Origin of the sequence: Mesorhizobium delmotii, from assembly GCF_900149755.1 — a bacterium.
GTDB classification, from domain to species: Bacteria; Pseudomonadota; Alphaproteobacteria; order Rhizobiales; family Rhizobiaceae; genus Mesorhizobium; species Mesorhizobium delmotii.
The window spans coordinates 128,439-145,344 of the sequence record NZ_FUIG01000018.1; the positions used below are offsets into that span (position 1 = coordinate 128,439).

At 62.7% G+C, this 16,906-nt stretch carries 20 protein-coding genes; 9 read left to right on the plus strand and 11 right to left on the minus strand.

Annotated elements, in window-relative coordinates; all coding sequences use genetic code 11:
• Positions 1–14: 14 nt before the first annotated feature.
• Entirely contained in the window at positions 15–1,550 is a 1,536-nt protein-coding gene (hutH, locus tag BQ8482_RS10770; RefSeq protein ID WP_123147609.1) for a histidine ammonia-lyase, read from the minus strand.
• Positions 1,547–2,782, minus strand: a complete 1,236-nt coding sequence (hutI, locus tag BQ8482_RS10775) for an imidazolonepropionase (RefSeq protein WP_123147610.1) — start codon at positions 2,780–2,782, stop codon at positions 1,547–1,549. The genes hutH and hutI overlap by 4 nt, the downstream gene beginning before the upstream one ends.
• Positions 2,783–2,882: 100 nt before the next feature.
• Between hutI and BQ8482_RS10780 the strand changes: the two genes are divergently transcribed.
• Positions 2,883–4,235 carry a formimidoylglutamate deiminase gene (locus tag BQ8482_RS10780; protein WP_123147611.1) on the plus strand — a complete coding sequence of 451 codons (1,353 nt, stop codon included), beginning with the start codon at positions 2,883–2,885 and terminating at the stop codon, positions 4,233–4,235.
• Positions 4,232–4,978: a histidine utilization transcriptional repressor HutC gene (gene hutC, locus BQ8482_RS10785; protein ID WP_165848508.1), complete on the plus strand. Its 747-nt coding sequence runs from the start codon at positions 4,232–4,234 to the stop codon at positions 4,976–4,978. Before BQ8482_RS10780 ends, hutC begins: the two co-directional genes overlap by 4 nt.
• Before the next feature lie 167 nt (positions 4,979–5,145).
• Here the strand turns inward: hutC and BQ8482_RS10790 are convergent, their stop codons facing one another.
• Positions 5,146–5,490, minus strand: coding sequence for a RidA family protein (locus tag BQ8482_RS10790; protein ID WP_123147613.1), 345 nt, complete (start codon positions 5,488–5,490; stop codon positions 5,146–5,148).
• 222 nt (positions 5,491–5,712) lie between these two features.
• Here BQ8482_RS10790 and aztA point away from each other — a divergent pair, with 222 nt between their 5' ends.
• From aztA to BQ8482_RS10810, 4 genes are all read left to right on the plus strand, one after another.
• The gene (gene aztA / locus BQ8482_RS10795; protein WP_095496141.1) at positions 5,713–6,519 is read left to right on the plus strand and encodes a zinc ABC transporter ATP-binding protein AztA; all 807 of its coding nucleotides are present in this window, start codon (positions 5,713–5,715) and stop codon (positions 6,517–6,519) included.
• Positions 6,519–7,394 (plus strand): zinc ABC transporter permease AztB, encoded by an 876-nt coding sequence (aztB, locus tag BQ8482_RS10800; protein WP_123147614.1) that lies wholly within the window; start codon positions 6,519–6,521, stop codon positions 7,392–7,394. Before aztA ends, aztB begins: the two co-directional genes overlap by 1 nt.
• Before the next feature lie 22 nt (positions 7,395–7,416).
• Positions 7,417–8,337, plus strand: a complete 921-nt coding sequence (gene aztC / locus BQ8482_RS10805; protein WP_123147615.1) for a zinc ABC transporter substrate-binding protein AztC — start codon at positions 7,417–7,419, stop codon at positions 8,335–8,337.
• 222 nt (positions 8,338–8,559) lie between these two features.
• Positions 8,560–8,898, plus strand: a complete 339-nt coding sequence (locus tag BQ8482_RS10810) for a protein tyrosine phosphatase family protein (RefSeq protein ID WP_123147635.1) — start codon at positions 8,560–8,562, stop codon at positions 8,896–8,898.
• 1 nt (position 8,899) lies between these two features.
• Here BQ8482_RS10810 and BQ8482_RS10815 read toward each other — a convergent pair whose 3' ends face one another.
• Positions 8,900–9,367: an Lrp/AsnC family transcriptional regulator gene (locus tag BQ8482_RS10815; protein ID WP_029354039.1), complete on the minus strand. Its 468-nt coding sequence runs from the start codon at positions 9,365–9,367 to the stop codon at positions 8,900–8,902.
• 141 nt (positions 9,368–9,508) lie between these two features.
• Between BQ8482_RS10815 and hppD the strand changes: the two genes are divergently transcribed.
• Positions 9,509–10,621, plus strand: coding sequence for a 4-hydroxyphenylpyruvate dioxygenase (gene hppD, locus BQ8482_RS10820; protein ID WP_123147616.1), 1,113 nt, complete (start codon positions 9,509–9,511; stop codon positions 10,619–10,621).
• 33 nt (positions 10,622–10,654) lie between these two features.
• The gene (locus BQ8482_RS10825; RefSeq protein WP_425294089.1) at positions 10,655–10,897 is read left to right on the plus strand and encodes a type II toxin-antitoxin system Phd/YefM family antitoxin; all 243 of its coding nucleotides are present in this window, start codon (positions 10,655–10,657) and stop codon (positions 10,895–10,897) included.
• A gap of 66 nt (positions 10,898–10,963) precedes the next feature.
• Here the strand turns inward: BQ8482_RS10825 and BQ8482_RS10830 are convergent, their stop codons facing one another.
• From BQ8482_RS10830 to hmgA, 6 genes are all read right to left on the minus strand, one after another.
• Positions 10,964–11,275, minus strand: a complete 312-nt coding sequence (locus tag BQ8482_RS10830; protein WP_123147618.1) for a BrnA antitoxin family protein — start codon at positions 11,273–11,275, stop codon at positions 10,964–10,966.
• Positions 11,272–11,517: a BrnT family toxin gene (locus tag BQ8482_RS10835; RefSeq protein WP_123147619.1), complete on the minus strand. Its 246-nt coding sequence runs from the start codon at positions 11,515–11,517 to the stop codon at positions 11,272–11,274. The genes BQ8482_RS10830 and BQ8482_RS10835 overlap by 4 nt, the downstream gene beginning before the upstream one ends.
• Before the next feature lie 51 nt (positions 11,518–11,568).
• Entirely contained in the window at positions 11,569–12,117 is a 549-nt protein-coding gene (locus BQ8482_RS10840) for a DinB family protein (RefSeq protein ID WP_123147620.1), read from the minus strand.
• Positions 12,118–12,461: 344 nt separating this feature from the next.
• Complete coding sequence (locus BQ8482_RS10850) at positions 12,462–13,475, minus strand: fumarylacetoacetate hydrolase family protein (RefSeq protein WP_123147622.1); 1,014 nt, start codon at positions 13,473–13,475, stop codon at positions 12,462–12,464.
• An 87-nt stretch (positions 13,476–13,562) separates the two neighbouring features.
• A complete protein-coding gene (locus BQ8482_RS10855) occupies positions 13,563–14,453 on the minus strand; it encodes an MBL fold metallo-hydrolase (RefSeq protein ID WP_123147623.1) in 891 nt (296 codons plus the stop codon).
• Complete coding sequence (gene hmgA, locus BQ8482_RS10860; protein ID WP_123147624.1) at positions 14,450–15,763, minus strand: homogentisate 1,2-dioxygenase; 1,314 nt, start codon at positions 15,761–15,763, stop codon at positions 14,450–14,452. Before hmgA ends, BQ8482_RS10855 begins: the two co-directional genes overlap by 4 nt.
• Before the next feature lie 144 nt (positions 15,764–15,907).
• On the opposite strand from hmgA, the gene BQ8482_RS10865 reads away from it, so the two are divergent.
• Entirely contained in the window at positions 15,908–16,351 is a 444-nt protein-coding gene (locus BQ8482_RS10865; RefSeq protein ID WP_165848509.1) for a MarR family winged helix-turn-helix transcriptional regulator, read from the plus strand.
• A 4-nt stretch (positions 16,352–16,355) separates the two neighbouring features.
• Here BQ8482_RS10865 and BQ8482_RS10870 read toward each other — a convergent pair.
• A partial coding sequence (locus BQ8482_RS10870; protein ID WP_165848510.1) for a zinc-binding dehydrogenase occupies positions 16,356–16,906 on the minus strand: 551 nt, incomplete at its 5' end.

Below are 16,906 nucleotides of genomic sequence, written 5' to 3' on the forward strand. Positions count from 1 at the left end.
CGACGTGTGCGCTCTCACGACGCAATTCCCGGCAGTGCCACCGCGCCCGCTGCCTTCACCGCAGCGCCACTGCGCACCATGGCGATGGCCTTTTCCATGTCGGGGTGGAAATGCCGGTCATTGTCGAGATGCGGCACCTCGGCCCTGACCAGCCTGCGCACCGCTTCGAGCGGCGCACTCGACGCCAGCGGCGCATGGAAATCGCAGCCTTGCGCGGCGGCCAGCAATTCGATGCCGACGACCGCCGTCGCATTCTCGACCATGCCGATCAGCCGGCGCGCGCCATGTGCTGCCATCGAGACGTGGTCTTCCTGATTGGCCGAGGTCGGGATCGAATCGACACTGGCCGGATACGCCTTCTGCTTGTTTTCCGAGACGAGTGCTGCCGCCGTCACTTGCGGGATCATGAAACCTGAATTCAGCCCGGGCTTCGGCGTCAGGAATGCGGGCATGCCGGACAGCGCCGGGTCGACCAGCATGGCGATGCGCCGCTCCGACAGCGAGCCGATCTCGCAGACGGCGAGTGCGATCATGTCGGCGGCGAAGGCCACCGGCTCGGCATGGAAATTGCCGCCGGAAAGCGCGGTGTCGTCCTCGGCGAAGATCAGCGGATTGTCGGTGACGCCGTTGGCCTCGGTGCCCAGCGTGTCGGCGGCCTGGCGCAGCACGCTCAGCGCAGCGCCCATCACCTGCGGCTGGCAGCGCAGGCAGTACGGATCCTGCACGCGCTCGTCGCCGACCCGGTGCGATTCACGGATGGCGCTGCCGGCCATCAGGTTGCGCAGCGCCTCGGCCGCCTCGATCTGGCCAGGATGCTTCCTGAGGAGATGGATGCGCGGATCGAAGGGGGCGTCGGAGCCTTTGGCGGCATCGGTCGAAAGCGCACCGGTGACGAGCGCCGACTGGTAGAGCACTTCGGTGTCGAACAGGGCGGCCAACGCGTAGGCGGTCGAGAACTGCGTGCCGTTGAGCAGCGCCAACCCTTCCTTGGCGCCAAGCGTGACCGGCTCCAGCCCGTGCGAGACAAAGGCGACCTTGGCCGGGAACCGGCCATGCGGGGTAAAACATTCGCCGACGCCGATCATTACCGCGGTCATATGCGACAGCGGAGCAAGGTCGCCGGAGGCGCCGACCGAGCCTTGCGCCGGCACCACCGGAATGACGTCATTGACCAGCATTGCTTCCAGCAATTCGATCGTCTGCGGCCGCACGCCGGAAGCGCCCTGCGCCAGGCTGGCCAGCTTCAGCGCCATCATCAGCCGGGTGATCGCAACCGGCATAGGCTCGCCGACGCCGGCAGCATGCGACAGCACGATGTTGCGTTGAAGGGTCTCGAGGTCGGCGGCGGGGATGCGGACACTGGCCAATTTGCCGAAGCCGGTGTTGATGCCATAGACCGGCTCACCCCGGTCGACGATCCGCGCAACCGCCTCGGCGCTGGCCTTGATTTTTGGCCGGCAGGCAGCGTCCAGCTTCGGCACGGCGCCACGATAGATTTCGCGCCAGTCGGCCAGCGTCGTGTTGCCCGGCTTGAGTTTGAGTTCGCTCATCGTCCTCTCCAGATGCGGGCATGCAGCGGGTTAAAGCCCATGCGGTAGACGAGCTCGGCCGGGCGCTCGATGTCCCAGATCGCCATGTCGGCTGATTTTCCAGCCTCCAGCGTGCCGGTTTTTCCGAGCAGTCCGAGCGCGCGTGCGGCCTCGCGGGTGACACCGGCAAGGCATTCGTCGACGGTCAGACCGAACAGAGTCGCCGCCATGTTCATGGTCAGCAGTAGCGAGGTCAGCGGCGAAGTGCCGGGATTGCAGTCGGTGGCGACCGCCATTCTGACGCCGTGCTGGCGAAACAGGCCGATCGGCGGCTTCTTGGTCTCGCGGATGAAATAATAGGCGCCGGGCAGGATCGTCGCCACGGTTCCTGCCTTCGCCATCGCCGCCGCACCCGCTTCGTCAGTGTATTCGAGATGGTCTGCCGATAGCGCGCCATATCGTGCGGCGAGTTCCGCGCCATGCAGATTGGACAGCTGTTCGGCATGGAGCTTGACCGGCAGGCCTGCTGCTTTCGCCGCGTCGAACACGCGAGAAATCTGCTCGGGCGAAAAGGCGATGCCTTCGCAAAAGCCGTCGACGGCATCGGCCAGGCCCTCGGCAGCGACGGCCGGCAAAATCTCTTTTGCGACCCGGTCGATAAAAGCGTCCTTGTCGCCTTTCGCCTCGGGCGGCAGCGCGTGAGCCCCGAGGAAGCTCGTCCTTACTGTGACTGGACGATGTTCGCCCAGGAGCCGCGCGGCACGCAGCGATTTCTGCTCGTTTTCGAGATCGAGCCCGTAACCCGACTTGATCTCGATGGTGGTGAGGCCCTCGGCGATCAGCGCATCGAGGCGCGGCAGCGACTGCGTAACCAGTTCGTGCTCGCTGGCAGCGCGCAGCGCCTTGACCGACGAGACGATGCCGCCGCCGGCCTTGGTGACCTCTTCATAGGTGGCGCCGGCCAGCCGCATCTCGAATTCGTTGGCACGGTTGCCGGCATGGACCAGATGGGTGTGGCAGTCGATCAAGCCGGGCGTGATCCAGCGGCCCCTGCAATCGACAATCTCGGCGTCTTGCAAAAGTGCTGCCGCCATGTCGGCTTCCGGGCCGGCATAGACGATCACGCCATCGCGTGCGGCGATTGCACCGTGTTCGACGATGCCAAGTCCGGCGACGCTTTCAGCCATGGTTGCCAGGCGCGCATTGCGCCAGAGGCGAACCTCCCCTGCCCGGCTTTTGCTCTCTCCAGCCATTATCTTTTCCGTTTCAATCGGCGGCAATTATGTATATACATATTGAAACACACTGCAAGTGATATCATTGCACGGGACACAGGGAATCGGAGAGAAAAACGTGACGGCGATCTTTGCGGAACAGGTGCTTCTGCCCGACGGCTGGCATTCCAATGCCCGGATCGTCGTCAGTGAAGGCCGCATCGCTACTGTCGAGCCGAACACTGCATCCCAGCCCGGCGACGAACGCCATGCCATCCTCCTGCCAGGCATGCCGAACCTGCACAGCCACGCCTTCCAGCGCGGCATGGCCGGCCTTGCCGAGCTGCGCGGCCCTTCCGCCGACAGTTTCTGGAGCTGGCGCGAGGTGATGTACCGATTTGCGCTGTCGATGACGCCGGACCAGGTCGAGGCGGTTGCCGCGCAGCTCTATGTCGAGATGCTGGAGGCTGGATTCTCACGCGTCGGCGAGTTTCACTATCTGCATCACGACCGCGACGGCCAGCCCTACGCCAACATCGCCGAAATGGCCGAACGCATCACTGCCGCAGCTGCCGACACCGGCATTGGGCTGACGCTGCTGCCGGTCTTCTATGCGCATTCCACTTTCGGCGGCGCCGCGCCGAACGAAGGCCAGCGGCGATTCATCAACGATGTGAATCGGTTCTCGCGGCTTGTTGAGAAATGCCGCGAATCCGTTCGCACCTTGAATCAAGGCGTCGTTGGCGTCGCCCCACACAGTCTGCGCGCGGTGACACGGGAGGAGTTGGAAAACATCGCGACAATGGTACCGGGCGGACCGGTCCACATCCATATCGCCGAGCAAGTGAAGGAGGTCGAGGACTGCCTTGCCTGGTCCGGGGCGCGGCCGGTCGAATGGCTGCTCGCCAATGCCAAGGTCGATGACCGCTGGTGCCTGATCCACGCCACCCACATGACCGAGACCGAGACGGCGGCCATGGCGAAAAGCGGAGCAGTCGCCGGCCTCTGCCCGATCACCGAGGCCAATCTCGGCGACGGCACCTTTGCCGCACCTTTGTTCAAGCAACATGGCGGCCGCCTCGGCGTCGGCTCCGATTCCAACGTGCTGATCGGCCTGGCGGACGAATTGCGGCAGCTCGAATATTCGCAGCGCCTCGCCCACCGCGCCCGCAACGTGCTGGCGGTGGCGGGCGGTTCGACCGGCCGCGCGCTATTCGATGCAGCGCTCGACGGCGGCAGTGCGGCGCTTGGCGCCGGGCCCTCGCAGATCGCCGCTGGTGCCTCAGCCGATTTCGTGTCGCTCGATGGCAAGCATCCCTCGCTGGCCAGCAAGACGGGCGATGCGGTGCTCGATGCCTGGATCTTCGCCAACGGCGCCAATATCGATTGCGTCTGGGTGCATGGCAAGAAACTGGTCAGCGGCGGCAGGCATGCAAGGCGCGATGCCATTGCCGAGCGTTTTCGCAAAGTGATGACGGCGCTTTCGGGATGAGCATGACTGAGGCATTGGATGTGGACCTCGGCGAATCTCTCTCGCTGCATCAGCGCATCCTGTCCGACATCAGCGAGCGGATCCTGTCCGGCGCCTGGGCGCCTGGCCACCGCATCCCGTTCGAGCACGAACTGACGGCCGAGTACAAATGTTCGCGCATGACGGTGAACAAGGCGCTGTCGCAGCTTGCCAAAGCCGGGCTGATCGAGCGCCGCCGCCGCTCTGGCAGCTTTGTCCGGCGGCCGCAGTCGCAAGCCGCGGTGCTGGAAATCCACGACATCAGGATCGAGGTCGAGGCGCTCGGTCTGCTCTATCGCTACGAGCGTGTGGCGCGCCACAAAAGGCGCAGCAACGCCGAGGATCGCGCCTTGCTGGAACTCGACTCCAACGGACCGGTGCTGGCGCTGGAATGCCGGCATTTCGCCGGCAAGCGGCCGTTCGCCCACGAACAGCGGCTGATCAACCTGGCCGCCGTGGCCGAGGCCGCCAACGAGGAGTTTCATGCCATAGCGCCCGGCCCGTGGCTGATCGCCCGGGTGCCGTGGAGTGCCGCCGAGCACCGCATCCGCGCTATTGCCGCCGACGGACACATTGCCGCCGCACTCGATATCGAGGCCGGCGCACCGTGCCTGGTGGTCGAGCGGCGGACATGGAGCGCCGAGCACCCCGTCACCCATGTCCGTTTCACCTATGCGGCCGAGAGCCACACGCTGGTCGCGCGGTTCACGCCGTCGCAGGGGTAACCCTCCCCCTCGAGGGGAGGGTCGGCGAGCAGTCGGAGCGAAGCAGAGACTGCGAGACGGGGTGGGGTCGGCGAGGTTGCACCGACCCCACCCCGCTTCGCAAAATGCCGCCCTGCGGCATTTGCTCCGCGACCCTCCCCTCAAGGGGGAGGGTTAAGAGCCGCATCTCAGATGGCAGCGGTAACGATGATCTCGACCAGATATTCCGGCCCGGCAAGCTTGGCCTCGCCGGTGGCGCGGGCCGGAGTATGGCCCTGCGGCACCCACTTGTCCCACTCCGCGTTCATCTCTGGAAAGGTGCTCATGTCGGCCAGCCAGATGATCGCCTGCAGGATCTTGGTCTTGTCGGTGCCGGCCTTGGCCAGCAATTCGTCGATGGCCGCCAGAATGTCCCTCGTCTGGGCGCCGACGTTTCCGCCCGGCTCGCCGACCTGACCGGCCAGATAGACGGTATTGCCGTGGATGACGATCTGGCTCATGCGCGGGCCAACATCGATGCGACGAATGCTCATGGGATGTTTCCTTCTCTTGTCGGTTGCGCCTCTTTAGAGTCGCCGTCTGCCGGGGGCAAGGTCGACTGAGTGAATCCTCTTGAGCCAGCAGGGCATGGGGCCAAACAGGACACGCCAAATGGTTTAGTCGCCGCAATTCCGCCCGATTGACTTGTTGACTAATGTAATAACATCACATATCCAATCGCCGCCGCCGTACCAGTCGTGCCCCCGGATCGTCACATGACCAAAACCTGCCTGACCTTCAGCGACCTGACTCTGGGTTACAACAGCCATCCGGCAATCCATCATCTCGACGGCACGATCCACCGGGGATCGCTGACCGCCGTCGTCGGCGCCAACGGCTCGGGCAAGTCGACCCTGATGAAGGGTATCGTCGGCGTGTTGAAGCCGATGGCCGGAACGGTTGTCCGGGCGCCCGGCGTGCGCGCCGCCTATCTGCCGCAACAGTCGGAGCTCGACCGCTCCTTTCCGGCCAGGGTCGTCGATCTGGTTTCGCTCGGGCTGTGGCCACGGCGCGGGCTGCTCGGCCGCTACACCAGGGAAGATCGCGATTCGGTCAGCCAGGCGCTGATGGCCGTCGGCCTCGGCGGCTTCGAGAAGCGCCCGATCGACACGCTGTCGGGCGGCCAGTTGCAGCGTACGCTGTTTGCCCGCGTGCTGCTGCAGGATGCCGATCTCATCCTGCTCGACGAGCCGTTCAACGCCGTCGACACCAAGACCGTCGGCGACCTGATCGCACTGATCAAGCGCTGGCATGGTGAGGAGCGCACTATCATGGTGGTCGTTCACGACCTGGATCTGGTGCGCCAGAATTTCCCCGAGACGCTGCTGCTGGCGCGCCAGCCGATCGCCTGGGGCGAGACCAAGGAAACGCTGCGGCCGGAAAACCTGTTGCGCGCGCGCCGCTTCCACGAAGCCTGGGAGGAGAACGCGCCCTGGTGCGAGCCCGACGACCACAAGCATGGTGGTCACGCTCACGACCATGGGCACGACCATCATCACGGCTCCGGGCCGCGGGCAGCATGATGGAAACGCTCTACGGTCTTCTCATCGCTCCGTTCGCCGATTTCGCCTTCATGCAGCGGGCGCTTGCCGGGTCGCTGATGCTGTCGCTCGGCGCCTGCCCCGTCGGCGTCTTCCTGATGCTGCGGCGCATGAGCCTTTCCGGCGACGCCATGGCCCACGCCATCCTGCCGGGTGCTGCCGCCGGTTTCCTGTTCTATGGGCTGGAGATCCTGCCGATGACCATCGGCGGGTTGATTGCCGGCATCATCGTCGCGCTTGGCGCCGGCGCCGTCTCGCGTTTCACCATCCAGCGCGAGGACGCCTCGATGGCGGCCTTCTACCTGATTTCGCTCGCCATCGGTGTGCTGATGGTATCGATCCGCGGCTCCAGCGTCGATCTCATGCATGTGCTGTTCGGCACCGTGCTGGCGCTCAACAATGAAGCGCTGACGCTGATCGGCGGCATCGTGCTGGTCACGCTGGTCAACCTCGCCATTTTTTGGCGGGCGCTGGTCGCCGAATGTCTCGATCCGCTGTTCCTGCGTTCGGTCAGCCGGCTGGGCAGCCCGGTGCATTTCATCTTCCTCGGCCTTGTCGTGCTCAACCTTGTCGGCGGATTCCAGGCGCTCGGCACGCTGCTATCCGTCGGGCTGATGATGCTGCCTGCGGCCGCCGCCCGCTTCTGGACCATGCGCGTCGAGCCGATGTGCGTGCTGGCGGTGCTGATCGGCTTTGCCTCCTGCGTCGCCGGGCTGCTGTTGTCCTACCACGTGTCGCTGCCATCCGGCCCGGCGATCATCCTGTCTGCGGGCGTCGTCTATTTTGCCTCGATCCTGTTCGGCACGCGCGGCATCCTGCGCGCCCGTATTATCCATCACCGCCACAGAACCGCCTGATCCCAACAGAGGTGAGCTCTCCATGCTGAAATCGATCCGCACCGCCTTGGCAATGGGCGTTATAACATTAAGCGCCTTTGGCGCATCATCGGCCCTCGCGGAGCCGTTGAAAGTGGTCGCCAGCTTCACGGTCATTGCCGATTTTGCCAAAAATGTCGGCGGCGACCGGATCAATCTGACCACCATCGTCGGGCCGGACGGCGATGCCCACGTCTACGAGCCGAGTCCGGCCGACGCGGTGGCCATGGCGGGTGCGGATGTGGTGCTGGTCAATGGCCTGCATTTCGAAGGCTTTCTGCAGCGCCTGGTCGACGCCAGCGCCACTAACGCAACAATCGCCGTTCTGACCAAAGGCGTCACGCCGATCAACTTCAAACCCGAATTCGCCGATGCCGACGCCGCTGAAGGCGAAGACACCGATCCGCATGCCTTCCAATCGGTCGCCAATGCCAAGATCTATGTGAAGAACATCGCCGACGCCTTCTGCACCGCCGACGCCGAGGGTTGCGGCAGCTACAAGGCCAATGCAGCCGCATACACCGAGAAGCTCGACGCGCTCGAGCGCGAAGTGCAGACGGCGATCCAGTCGATCCCGCAAGAGAAACGCGTCGTCATCACCTCGCATGACGCGTTCGGCTATTTCGAGAAGGCCTATAGCCTCACCTTCCTGGCCCCCGAAGGGGTGTCGACCGAGTCGGAGCCGTCTGCTGCGGACGTCGCCAAGCTGGTCAGCCAGGTTAAGCAGGACAAGGCGGCGGCGGTCTTCGTCGAGAACATCGCCAACGCGCGGCTGATCGAGCAGATCGCCAGCGAGACCGGGGTCAAGGTGGGCGGCACGCTCTATTCAGACGCGCTGTCGCAGCCCGACGGCCCGGCTTCGACCTATATCGACCTGATGCACAACAACATCGCCCAGATCAAAGGCGCGATACTCGGAGGCTGAGACGCCGTCCACTTGGTCGGCTTGCGCACGTGTAGGCAACAAAATGCTACAGCGTCCTTTGTGGATCCAAGGACGCGGTGCTGTAGGTAGCCCGGCTGGATTTCCCGCATGAGAATGTCTATCTGCGCAGCGGGAATTCTTTTTGCGCGGATTGCCGCCCAGGCCTGGGAGTGGCAAAACTCCGCCCCTGGCCAGCAGGCATCGAACATTGCGAGGACCACCATGGAATACCGTCAGATCAGCGAGGACTATTCGGTCTCGGGCCAGATTCAGCCCGACGAGGTAGCCGCCATCAAGGCCGCCGGCTTCAAGAGCGTCATCTGCAACAGGCCGGATGACGAGCAGCCCGGCCAGCCATCAGCGGACAGTGTCAAGGCAGCGGTCGAAGCTGCCGGGCTTGCTTTCCGCTACATCCCGGTCATCAGCGGCCAGATCACGGCGGAGAATGTCGGGGACCAGGCCAAGGCGCTCGACGAACTCGAAGGCCCGATCTTCGCCTATTGCCGTTCCGGCGCACGCTGCACCAATCTTTACGGGCTGATCCGGCAGTCGAAGGGCTAATTTAGATCGGCAGCGCGCCGGTTTCCTTCAGCGTTTCGAGTACGATCGCCGTCTTCACATGCTGCACGGATTCGTGCGGCAGAAGCACGCCGTTGACGAATTCCGACAGCGACTTCAGGTCCGGCGTCACCACCTTCAGGATATAGTCCATCTCGCCGGTTAGCGCGTGCGCCTCCTGCACTTCCGGCAGCCGCGCCACCAGTTCGCCGAAGCGCTGCGCATTGTCGCGGTTGTGGGTGGCCAGCGTCACCGAGATGACGTTGACCAGCGAGAAGCCGAGCTTGTCGCGGTCGAGCACCGCGCGATAACCCCTGATGTAGCCGTCCTCCTCCAGCCTTTGGCGGCGGCGCGAACATTGCGACGCCGACAGGTTCACCCGTTCCGACAAATCGTTGTTGGTCAGCCGTGCGTCGCCCTGCAATAGAGCCATTATCTTGCGGTCAAACTGGTCGATGCGCGCATCATCCATAGAATCTTCTCCATACGTGCACAGTTGGCGCATCACTCGATCATTTAAAGCGTTTGAATGCAAGCACCATGCGCCCGTTCCGCGCTATGATTATGCGGAAATGGCCCTTTCCGGCCACAGAGCTTTTTGGAGGACAACACCATGGGCCCCTTCCCACACGACGCACCGCCCGCAAAGATCAGCAAGGCCAATCCCGCCGGCACCGACGGCTTCGAATTCGTCGAGTTCGCGCATCCCGAACCGGAAAAGCTCGCCGAGCTTTTTACCCGCATGGGCTATGTGCCGGTAGCCAAGCACCGCACCAAGGACATTACCGTCTGGCGGCAGGGCGACATCAACTATGTCGTCAATGCCGAACCCGGCTCGCATGCGATGAAATTCGCCGACAAGCACGGCCCCTGCGCTTCCTCCATGGCCTGGCGGGTCGTCGATGCCAAGCATGCGTTCGACCATGCCGTCGCCAAGGGCGCGACGCCCTATGAGGGCGCCGATAAAACGCTCGACGTGCCGGCAATCGTCGGCATCGGCGGTTCACTGCTCTATTTCATCGATACTTATGGGGAAAAGGGCTCGGCCTACGATGCCGAGTTCGACTGGCTGGGCGCGCGCGACCCGAAGCCGGTAGGCGTCGGCTTCTATTATCTCGACCACCTCACCCACAATGTCTACCGCGGCAACATGGACAAATGGTGGGATTTCTATCGCGACCTGTTCGGCTTCAAGCAGATCCATTTCTTCGACATCGATGGCAAGATCACCGGACTGGTCAGCCGCGCCATCACTTCGCCCTGCGGCAAGATCCGCATCCCGCTGAACGAATCCAAGGACGAGACCAGCCAGATCGCCGAATATCTGAAGAAGTATAATGGCGAAGGCATCCAGCACATCGCCGTCGGTACGGACGAGATCTACGGCGCCACCGACAGGCTGGCCGCCAACGGGCTGAAGTTCATGCCCGGCCCACCCGAAACCTATTATGACATGTCCCATAACAGAGTGCACGGCCATGACGAGCCGATCGAGCGCATGAAAAAGCACGGCATCCTGATCGACGGCGAAGGCGTGGTCGACGGCGGCACGACCAAGATCCTGCTGCAGATCTTTTCAAAAACCGTGATCGGCCCGATCTTCTTCGAATTCATCCAGAGGAAGGGCGACGAAGGTTTTGGCGAGGGCAATTTCCGCGCGCTGTTCGAATCGATCGAGCAGGACCAGATCAGACGCGGCGTGCTGAAGGTGCAGGCGGCGGAATAGGCAGCGGCCTAACCTCTTGCGGTTGGAGCAGTTGTGGCTCAGATTCTAGCCATGAATATTCCTGTCGCCGAGGCCAAGGCCAAATTGTCGGAACTCGTTAGGCGTGCGGAAGCCGGTGAGGAGATCGTGCTCACGCGCTACGGCAAAGTCGCGGCTCGCCTCGTGCCGCCGGCAACCGCCGAACACCTGCCTCGCATTGGCGCCTTGAAAGGCAAGATCCGCATCGCTGACGACTTTGACGAACTCGGCCCTGAATGGGGCGACTACGACAAATGATGGACACGTGCGCCAATCAGTGACGTCGCACCGGTAAGCGGAGGAGCAAGCTCCAAGCGCCGAAGTTTACTTGGTGAGGCCGGCGGCTTTGCGAAGAATGTCGTTGATCCGGCTCTGCCAGCCGGGTCCGCCGGCACGAAAGCGTGCGACCACGTCACTATCGAGCCGAAGCGTCACCTGCTTCTTCGGATTGTCGAGCGCCGGCCGCCCGCGCGAACGGCGAATGCTTTCGGCGAGGTCCGGAAAAACTTCAGCGAAGGGACGAGCGTTTCGAAAATCCTCCTCTGTCCATTCCGGATTGTCCGAAACGGCATCCCAATCTTCCTTGCTATAGCCGCGCCCCGGTTCGAACTTTGTCTGCAACTTACGTTTTGTCATCGAACAGCCCTTCCTTCAGCCGGGCTGGGACGCATCGAAATTATCGAGATGCCCTCGGAGCCGAGCCGGGCAAACACCACGGCAACGACGCCATCGACGATCCGGCCAATTGCGATGAGACGACCAGCTTTTGCCGTCCGGATTGTCGAGGCAAGAAAAAACTCGTCATCCAGCGCGGCAAAATCCAACCCGTGTTTCTCGATGTTGGCCAACCGTTTCGGTTCGTCCCAGACGATCTTCATCCGAAATTTATGTACCTACAATAATTAAGTCAAGAATTTTCGTAACTACAATTAATTGCCGCCATTAATTGCCAACCTCTCGACCTCGGCTTTCCTGAGTTGCAGATCATAGTCGAGGAAGAATTCGTCGAGCTGCGGCGGTTTCACCGATGTGCCGGACAGCATGGCGTGCACCTGGCCGCGATGATGGATGTCGTGGATGAAGAGGTGGGCGAGCAGATCGCCGATCCGCTCCGGTATTTTTCCGTCCTCGCGCCGGTCAGTGACGACACGGCGGTCTAGATCGGCCGCCGACAGACCGTCGCAGAAGGCGATCAGCCCCCGGTCGGCCGCGACCTGGGCGGCAAACAGCGCTGGTGGTTCATCGAAAGGCACGAAATCGTCATGGGCCGCGGCGCCAACGCCACCCTGCTCGAGAAAATCGAGATAGAGATGATCGACAGCCAGGATGTGATTGAGCGTTGCCTTGATCGAGGGAAAGAAGCTGGTTCGCTCGGCTTCGAATTCACCGGGCTCAAGCTGTAGCACGGCGCGGTAGAGCCGGTCGTTCGACCAGAGATTGTTGCGTGCCATGCGGCGATTATGGTCCAGCAGGTCCACGTCACATACTCGCCCAACCAGCCCAGGCAATCAAGTTCACAGCAATACCGATAGCACCTATGGCTAGCAGACGAGCGATCATGCCACGCCGCAGCGCTTGCGTTTCAACATCGCTTCCAACGTCCCGGTTCAAAGCGACGTAAATAAGCTTCGCCCGACGCGCAACGCTGCTGAAGTTGCGGAGTCTTTCAGATCGGTCCTCAACCTGATGGCAACGTCGGATTGCCGAAATTAGAAGCCAGGCAGTAGCGATGCCGCAAATTCCCACAAACCAGAGATAAGTAGCAGTGTACGGCATCCTGATCCTGCCAGCGTTTCGGAACGACGCTAGATATAGAATTGCTTCAAATTGCGTATTTCTCGACCTTCTGCTCGATCGCACCAAAAATCGAATGTCCGGTCCTGTCCTTCATCTCGATGCGTACCGTGTCGCCAAAGCGCAGGAACGGCGTTGTCGGTTCGCCGGCCTCGATCGTTTCGATCATGCGCAGTTCGGCAACGCAGGAATAGCCGGCGCCGCCCGCCGAGGCAGGCTTGCCCGGACCGCCGTCGAGCTTGTTGGAGACCGTCCCCGAACCGATGATGGTGCCGGCGGCCAGCGGCCGGGTTTTTGCGGCATGCGCGATCAGCACCGGAAAATCGAAAGTCATGTCCACGCCGGCGTTAGCCCGGCCGAACGGCTTGCCGTTGAGGTCGACCAGCAGCGGCAGGCTGACCTTGCCGCCATCCCAGGCATCGCCGAGTTCGTCCGGCGTTACCGCGACCGGCGAAAAGGCCGAGGACGGTTTCGACTGGAAGAAGCCAAAACCCTTGGCAAGCTCTGGCGCGGTAAGGGAACGCAGCGTGACGTCATTGACCAGCATGACCAGCCGGATCGCGGCCCGCGTCTCATCCAGGCTTGCTCCCATCGGGACATCATCGACAATGACGGCGACCTCCCCTTCCATGTCTATGCCGAAAGCCTCGTCGGCCGCCCGGATCGGATCACGTGGCGCGATGAAACTGTCCGAACCACCCTGATAAATCAGCGGATCGGTCCAGAAACTTGCCGGCATCTCGGCGCCGCGCGCCTTCCGCACCAGTTCGACATGGTTCACATAGGCCGAGCCATCCGCCCATTGATAGGCGCGCGGCAACGGCGAATGGGCGTCATGCTCGTGAAAGCGCGCTGACGGCACCGCATTGTTCTCCAGCGATTCCGCCATGGCGGCGAGATGCGGCGCGATCCGGCTCCAGTCGTCGAGCGCCGCTTGCAGCGTCGGCACCAGAAACGAGGCATCGGTAAAGCGCGTCAGGTCGCGCGAGACGACGACCAACTTTCCGTCGCGCGACCCGTCCTTCAATGTGGCAAGCTTCATGCGGTTTCCTCTCCTGGTGCGGCTTTGGTGCCGCTTTGAATTTTTGTTCTACGCCTGATCTCTTCCGAAAACCGGTTCTCACTTTCGCTAGCGGTCCGGTTCGGGATCATCCTCCAGCCCCACAACAAGGCCGTCGCGGGCGATCGTCAAGTCGCCGGCCCATGTTTTCCTGACGGCGGCGATCCAATCGGCCTCGCCGATCTCGAGATCGTCGGCCGGAATGAGGTGGTTGAGCACCAGTCGCCTGACCCCGGCGTCGGTGGCGATGCGCCCCGCCTCACCGGCAAGACTGTGACTGGCGAGCAGATGTTCCCTCAGCCGCGCGCCGTTGCCGGTTTTCGCGACGAGCCGCTCGATGCCTTCTTCCAACATGGCCTCGTGGACGAGGATGTCGGCGCCTTTGGCAAAATCGGCCAATGGCGGAAAGAACGCCGTATCGGCGGAGAACACGACGCTTTGTCCGGCATGTTCGAAGCGCAGCGCAAAGCAGTCGGTCACCGGCGGATGGTCGACGCGCAGCGCCGAAACCTTCAGTCCACGCTCCTCCACCACCCGGCCTTCGCCGAATTCGATGATCGAAACCATGTCGAGAATATCCGGCCGGCCTTCGTCGGCGATGCGTATCTCGATGTCGAATTCCATCGCCTGGCAAAAACGCTGCCAGTAGTGGCCGGTGCCGGGCGGGCCGAACACACTGACCGGTGTCGCCAGACCCGCCGTCCATGCGGTGTGGATCAGCGGACCGAGTTCCAGCACATGGTCGGAATGCAGATGCGTGATGAAGACCAGGTCGAGCGCCTTCAGGCTGATGCCGGCGTCGGCCAGGCCGCGCGTCACACCAAGCCCGCAATCGACGACGATGGTGCGGCCGCCGATCTCCAGCAGCGACGAACTTGGCCACGGCCCGCCCGGCCGGAGCGCCGGGCCGCCCTTCGAGCCCAGCAGCACCAGCCGATCTCGCGTAGGATCAGCGCTCAAGACCAGTCGCCCTCGGGCGTGCCGTTGAAGCGCTTCTTCAGATCGGCCCAGCAGTCGATGTAATTCTCCTGCCGGGTCTCAACCTCGGCGGCGTAGCGGGTCAGCATCTGCGGGAATCGCGTCTCGAACATGAAAGCCATGGTGTTGTCGAGCTTGACCGGTTTCAGCTCGGCGCGCGAGGCCTTTTCGAAGCCAGACGCGTCAGGCCCGTGGGCCAGCATCAGATTGTGCAGGCTGATGCCGCCGGGAATGAAGCCCTCCTCCTTGGCGTCGTACTGGCCGTGGATCAGGCCCATGAACTCGCTCATGATGTTGCGGTGGTACCAGGGCGGACGGAACGTGTTTTCGGCCACGAGCCAGCGCGGCGGGAAGATGACGAAGTCGATGTTGGCGGTGCCCTCCTCGCCGCTCGGCGCGGTCAGCACCGTGAAGATCGACGGATCGGGATGGTCGAACAGGATCGCGCCAACCGGCGAAAACGTTGCAAGATCATATTTATAGGGCGAATAATTGCCGTGCCACGCCACCACGTCCAGCGGCGAATGGTCGAGTTCGGCGACATGAAACTGGCCGCACCATTTCACGATCAGCCGGCACGGCGTCTCCTTGTCCTCGAACCAGGCGCAAGGCGTCTTGAAATCGCGCGGATTGGCCAGGCAATTGGCGCCGATCGGGCCACGATCCGGCAGCGTCAGCTTCGCGCCGTAATTCTCGCAGACATAGCCGCGCACTGTTTCATCGACCAGTTCGACCTTGAACACGAGGCCGCGCGGCAGCACCGCGATCTCGCCGGGTCGCAATTCGATGACGCCCATTTCGGTAACGAAGCGCAGCGCCCCCACCTGCGGCACGACCAGCAACTCGCCGTCGGCGTTGAAGAAATGGTCGTCGACCATCGAGCGGTTGGCGACATAGACATGCGCCGCCATGCCGGTCTGGCCAAGCACGTCGCCGGCGGTGGTGATCGAGCGCATGCCGGCAATGAAGTTGGTCGGCTCCTTCGGCATCGGCACCGGATTCCAGCGATATTGGCCGAGCGCCAGTTCGTGTTCGCCGATATTCGGCGCGCTCTTCCACAGCGGATAGGTCGCCGCCTTGAAGCGGCCGGTGTGCCTGACGCTCGGCCTGATGCGATAGAGCCAGGAACGCTCGTTGGTGCCGCGCGGCGCGGTAAAGGGCGAGCCCGAAAGCTGCTCGGCATAGAGACCGTAGGCCGGCCGCTGCGGCGAATTCCGCCCTTGCGGCAGCGAACCAGGCAAGGTTTCAGTTTCGAAGTCGTTGCCGAACCCCGGCATGTAGGAAAAGGCCATGATTTCCTCCCGGATTCACACTGCCAGAGCGTCTTTTGCGTCCACGAGGACGCGCGGCGCTCCGGAATTGACCAAACTGGTTTCATTTGTAACCATCGAAAATGTAACTATCAACCAGCAATGCATGCTGCGCGGACGCGGAACATGGAACCGGAAATCCTCGAACTTGAAAGCTTCCTGCCCTACAGGCTCTACCGGCTCGCCGACGCTGTCAGCCGCGAATTCTCCAGGATTTACAAAGATCGCCACGGCCTGACGCGGCCCGAATGGCGAACGCTGGCCGGTCTCGGCCAGCACGGCAGCATGACCGCAACAGCGCTCGGCGAACAGTCGGCCATGCACAAGACCAAGGTTTCGCGCGCCGTCGCCGAGCTCGAACGGCGCCGCTGGATCACGCGAACACCGGATGAAAAAGACCGCCGCATCGAGCATCTGACGCTGACTGGAGCGGGCCTTGCCGCCTATCGCGAAATGGTGCCGCTGGCGAAGGCGTTCGAGCGGGAATTGCTGGCAAAACTCAGCGCTGGCGAGCGCACCGCGATCACAAACGGATTGGTTGCGCTCAAGAAGGCTCTGAGCAAGGATTAGGCGCTCACCAGTCCATCACCACCTTGCCCGAATTGCCGCTGCGCATCGCGTCGAACCCCATCTGGAAGTCGTCAATGCCGATGCGGTGGGTGATCAGGCCGCTGACATCGAGCGGTCCCTGCACCAGTGCGATCATCTTGTACCAGGTCTCGAACATTTCGCGGCCATAGATGCCCTTGAGATGCAGCATCTTGAAGATGACCTTGTTCCAGTCGATCTCGAAGCCGGTCGGCGCGATGCCCAAAATGGCGATCTTGCCGCCATTGTTCATGGCGTCGATCATGTCGCGGAAGGCGGGTGCCGCACCCGACATTTCGAGGCCGACGTCAAAACCTTCGGTCATGCCGAGCGCCGGCATGATATCGCGCAACTTCTCCTTCGACGCGTCGACCACATGCTGAACGCGGAGCTTTTTCGCCAGCGCCAGCCGCACCGGGTTGATGTCGGTGATGACCACTTTTCGCGCGCCGACGCACTGCGCCACCAGAGCACCCATGATGCCGATCGGCCCGGCGCCGGTGACCAGCACGTCCTCGCCGACGAGATCAAAGGACA

Excerpts from the sequence above, each read along its gene's own strand:
- hutH (WP_123147609.1), bottom strand. The coding sequence starts at position 1,550 with ATGAGCGAACTCAAACTCAAGCCGGGCAACACGACGCTGGCCGACTGG.
- hutI (WP_123147610.1), bottom strand. The coding sequence starts at position 2,782 with ATGGCTGGAGAGAGCAAAAGCCGGGCAGGGGAGGTTCGCCTCTGGCGC.
- hutC (WP_165848508.1), top strand. The coding sequence starts at position 4,232 with ATGAGCATGACTGAGGCATTGGATGTGGACCTCGGCGAATCTCTCTCG.
- BQ8482_RS10790 (WP_123147613.1), bottom strand. The coding sequence starts at position 5,490 with ATGAGCATTCGTCGCATCGATGTTGGCCCGCGCATGAGCCAGATCGTC.
- aztA (WP_095496141.1), top strand. The coding sequence starts at position 5,713 with ATGACCAAAACCTGCCTGACCTTCAGCGACCTGACTCTGGGTTACAAC.
- aztB (WP_123147614.1), top strand. The coding sequence starts at position 6,519 with ATGGAAACGCTCTACGGTCTTCTCATCGCTCCGTTCGCCGATTTCGCC.
- aztC (WP_123147615.1), top strand. The coding sequence starts at position 7,417 with ATGCTGAAATCGATCCGCACCGCCTTGGCAATGGGCGTTATAACATTA.
- BQ8482_RS10810 (WP_123147635.1), top strand. The coding sequence starts at position 8,560 with ATGGAATACCGTCAGATCAGCGAGGACTATTCGGTCTCGGGCCAGATT.
- BQ8482_RS10815 (WP_029354039.1), bottom strand. The coding sequence starts at position 9,367 with ATGGATGATGCGCGCATCGACCAGTTTGACCGCAAGATAATGGCTCTA.
- hppD (WP_123147616.1), top strand. The coding sequence starts at position 9,509 with ATGGGCCCCTTCCCACACGACGCACCGCCCGCAAAGATCAGCAAGGCC.
- BQ8482_RS10830 (WP_123147618.1), bottom strand. The coding sequence starts at position 11,275 with ATGACAAAACGTAAGTTGCAGACAAAGTTCGAACCGGGGCGCGGCTAT.
- BQ8482_RS10835 (WP_123147619.1), bottom strand. The coding sequence starts at position 11,517 with ATGAAGATCGTCTGGGACGAACCGAAACGGTTGGCCAACATCGAGAAA.
- BQ8482_RS10850 (WP_123147622.1), bottom strand. The coding sequence starts at position 13,475 with ATGAAGCTTGCCACATTGAAGGACGGGTCGCGCGACGGAAAGTTGGTC.
- hmgA (WP_123147624.1), bottom strand. The coding sequence starts at position 15,763 with ATGGCCTTTTCCTACATGCCGGGGTTCGGCAACGACTTCGAAACTGAA.
- BQ8482_RS10865 (WP_165848509.1), top strand. The coding sequence starts at position 15,908 with ATGGAACCGGAAATCCTCGAACTTGAAAGCTTCCTGCCCTACAGGCTC.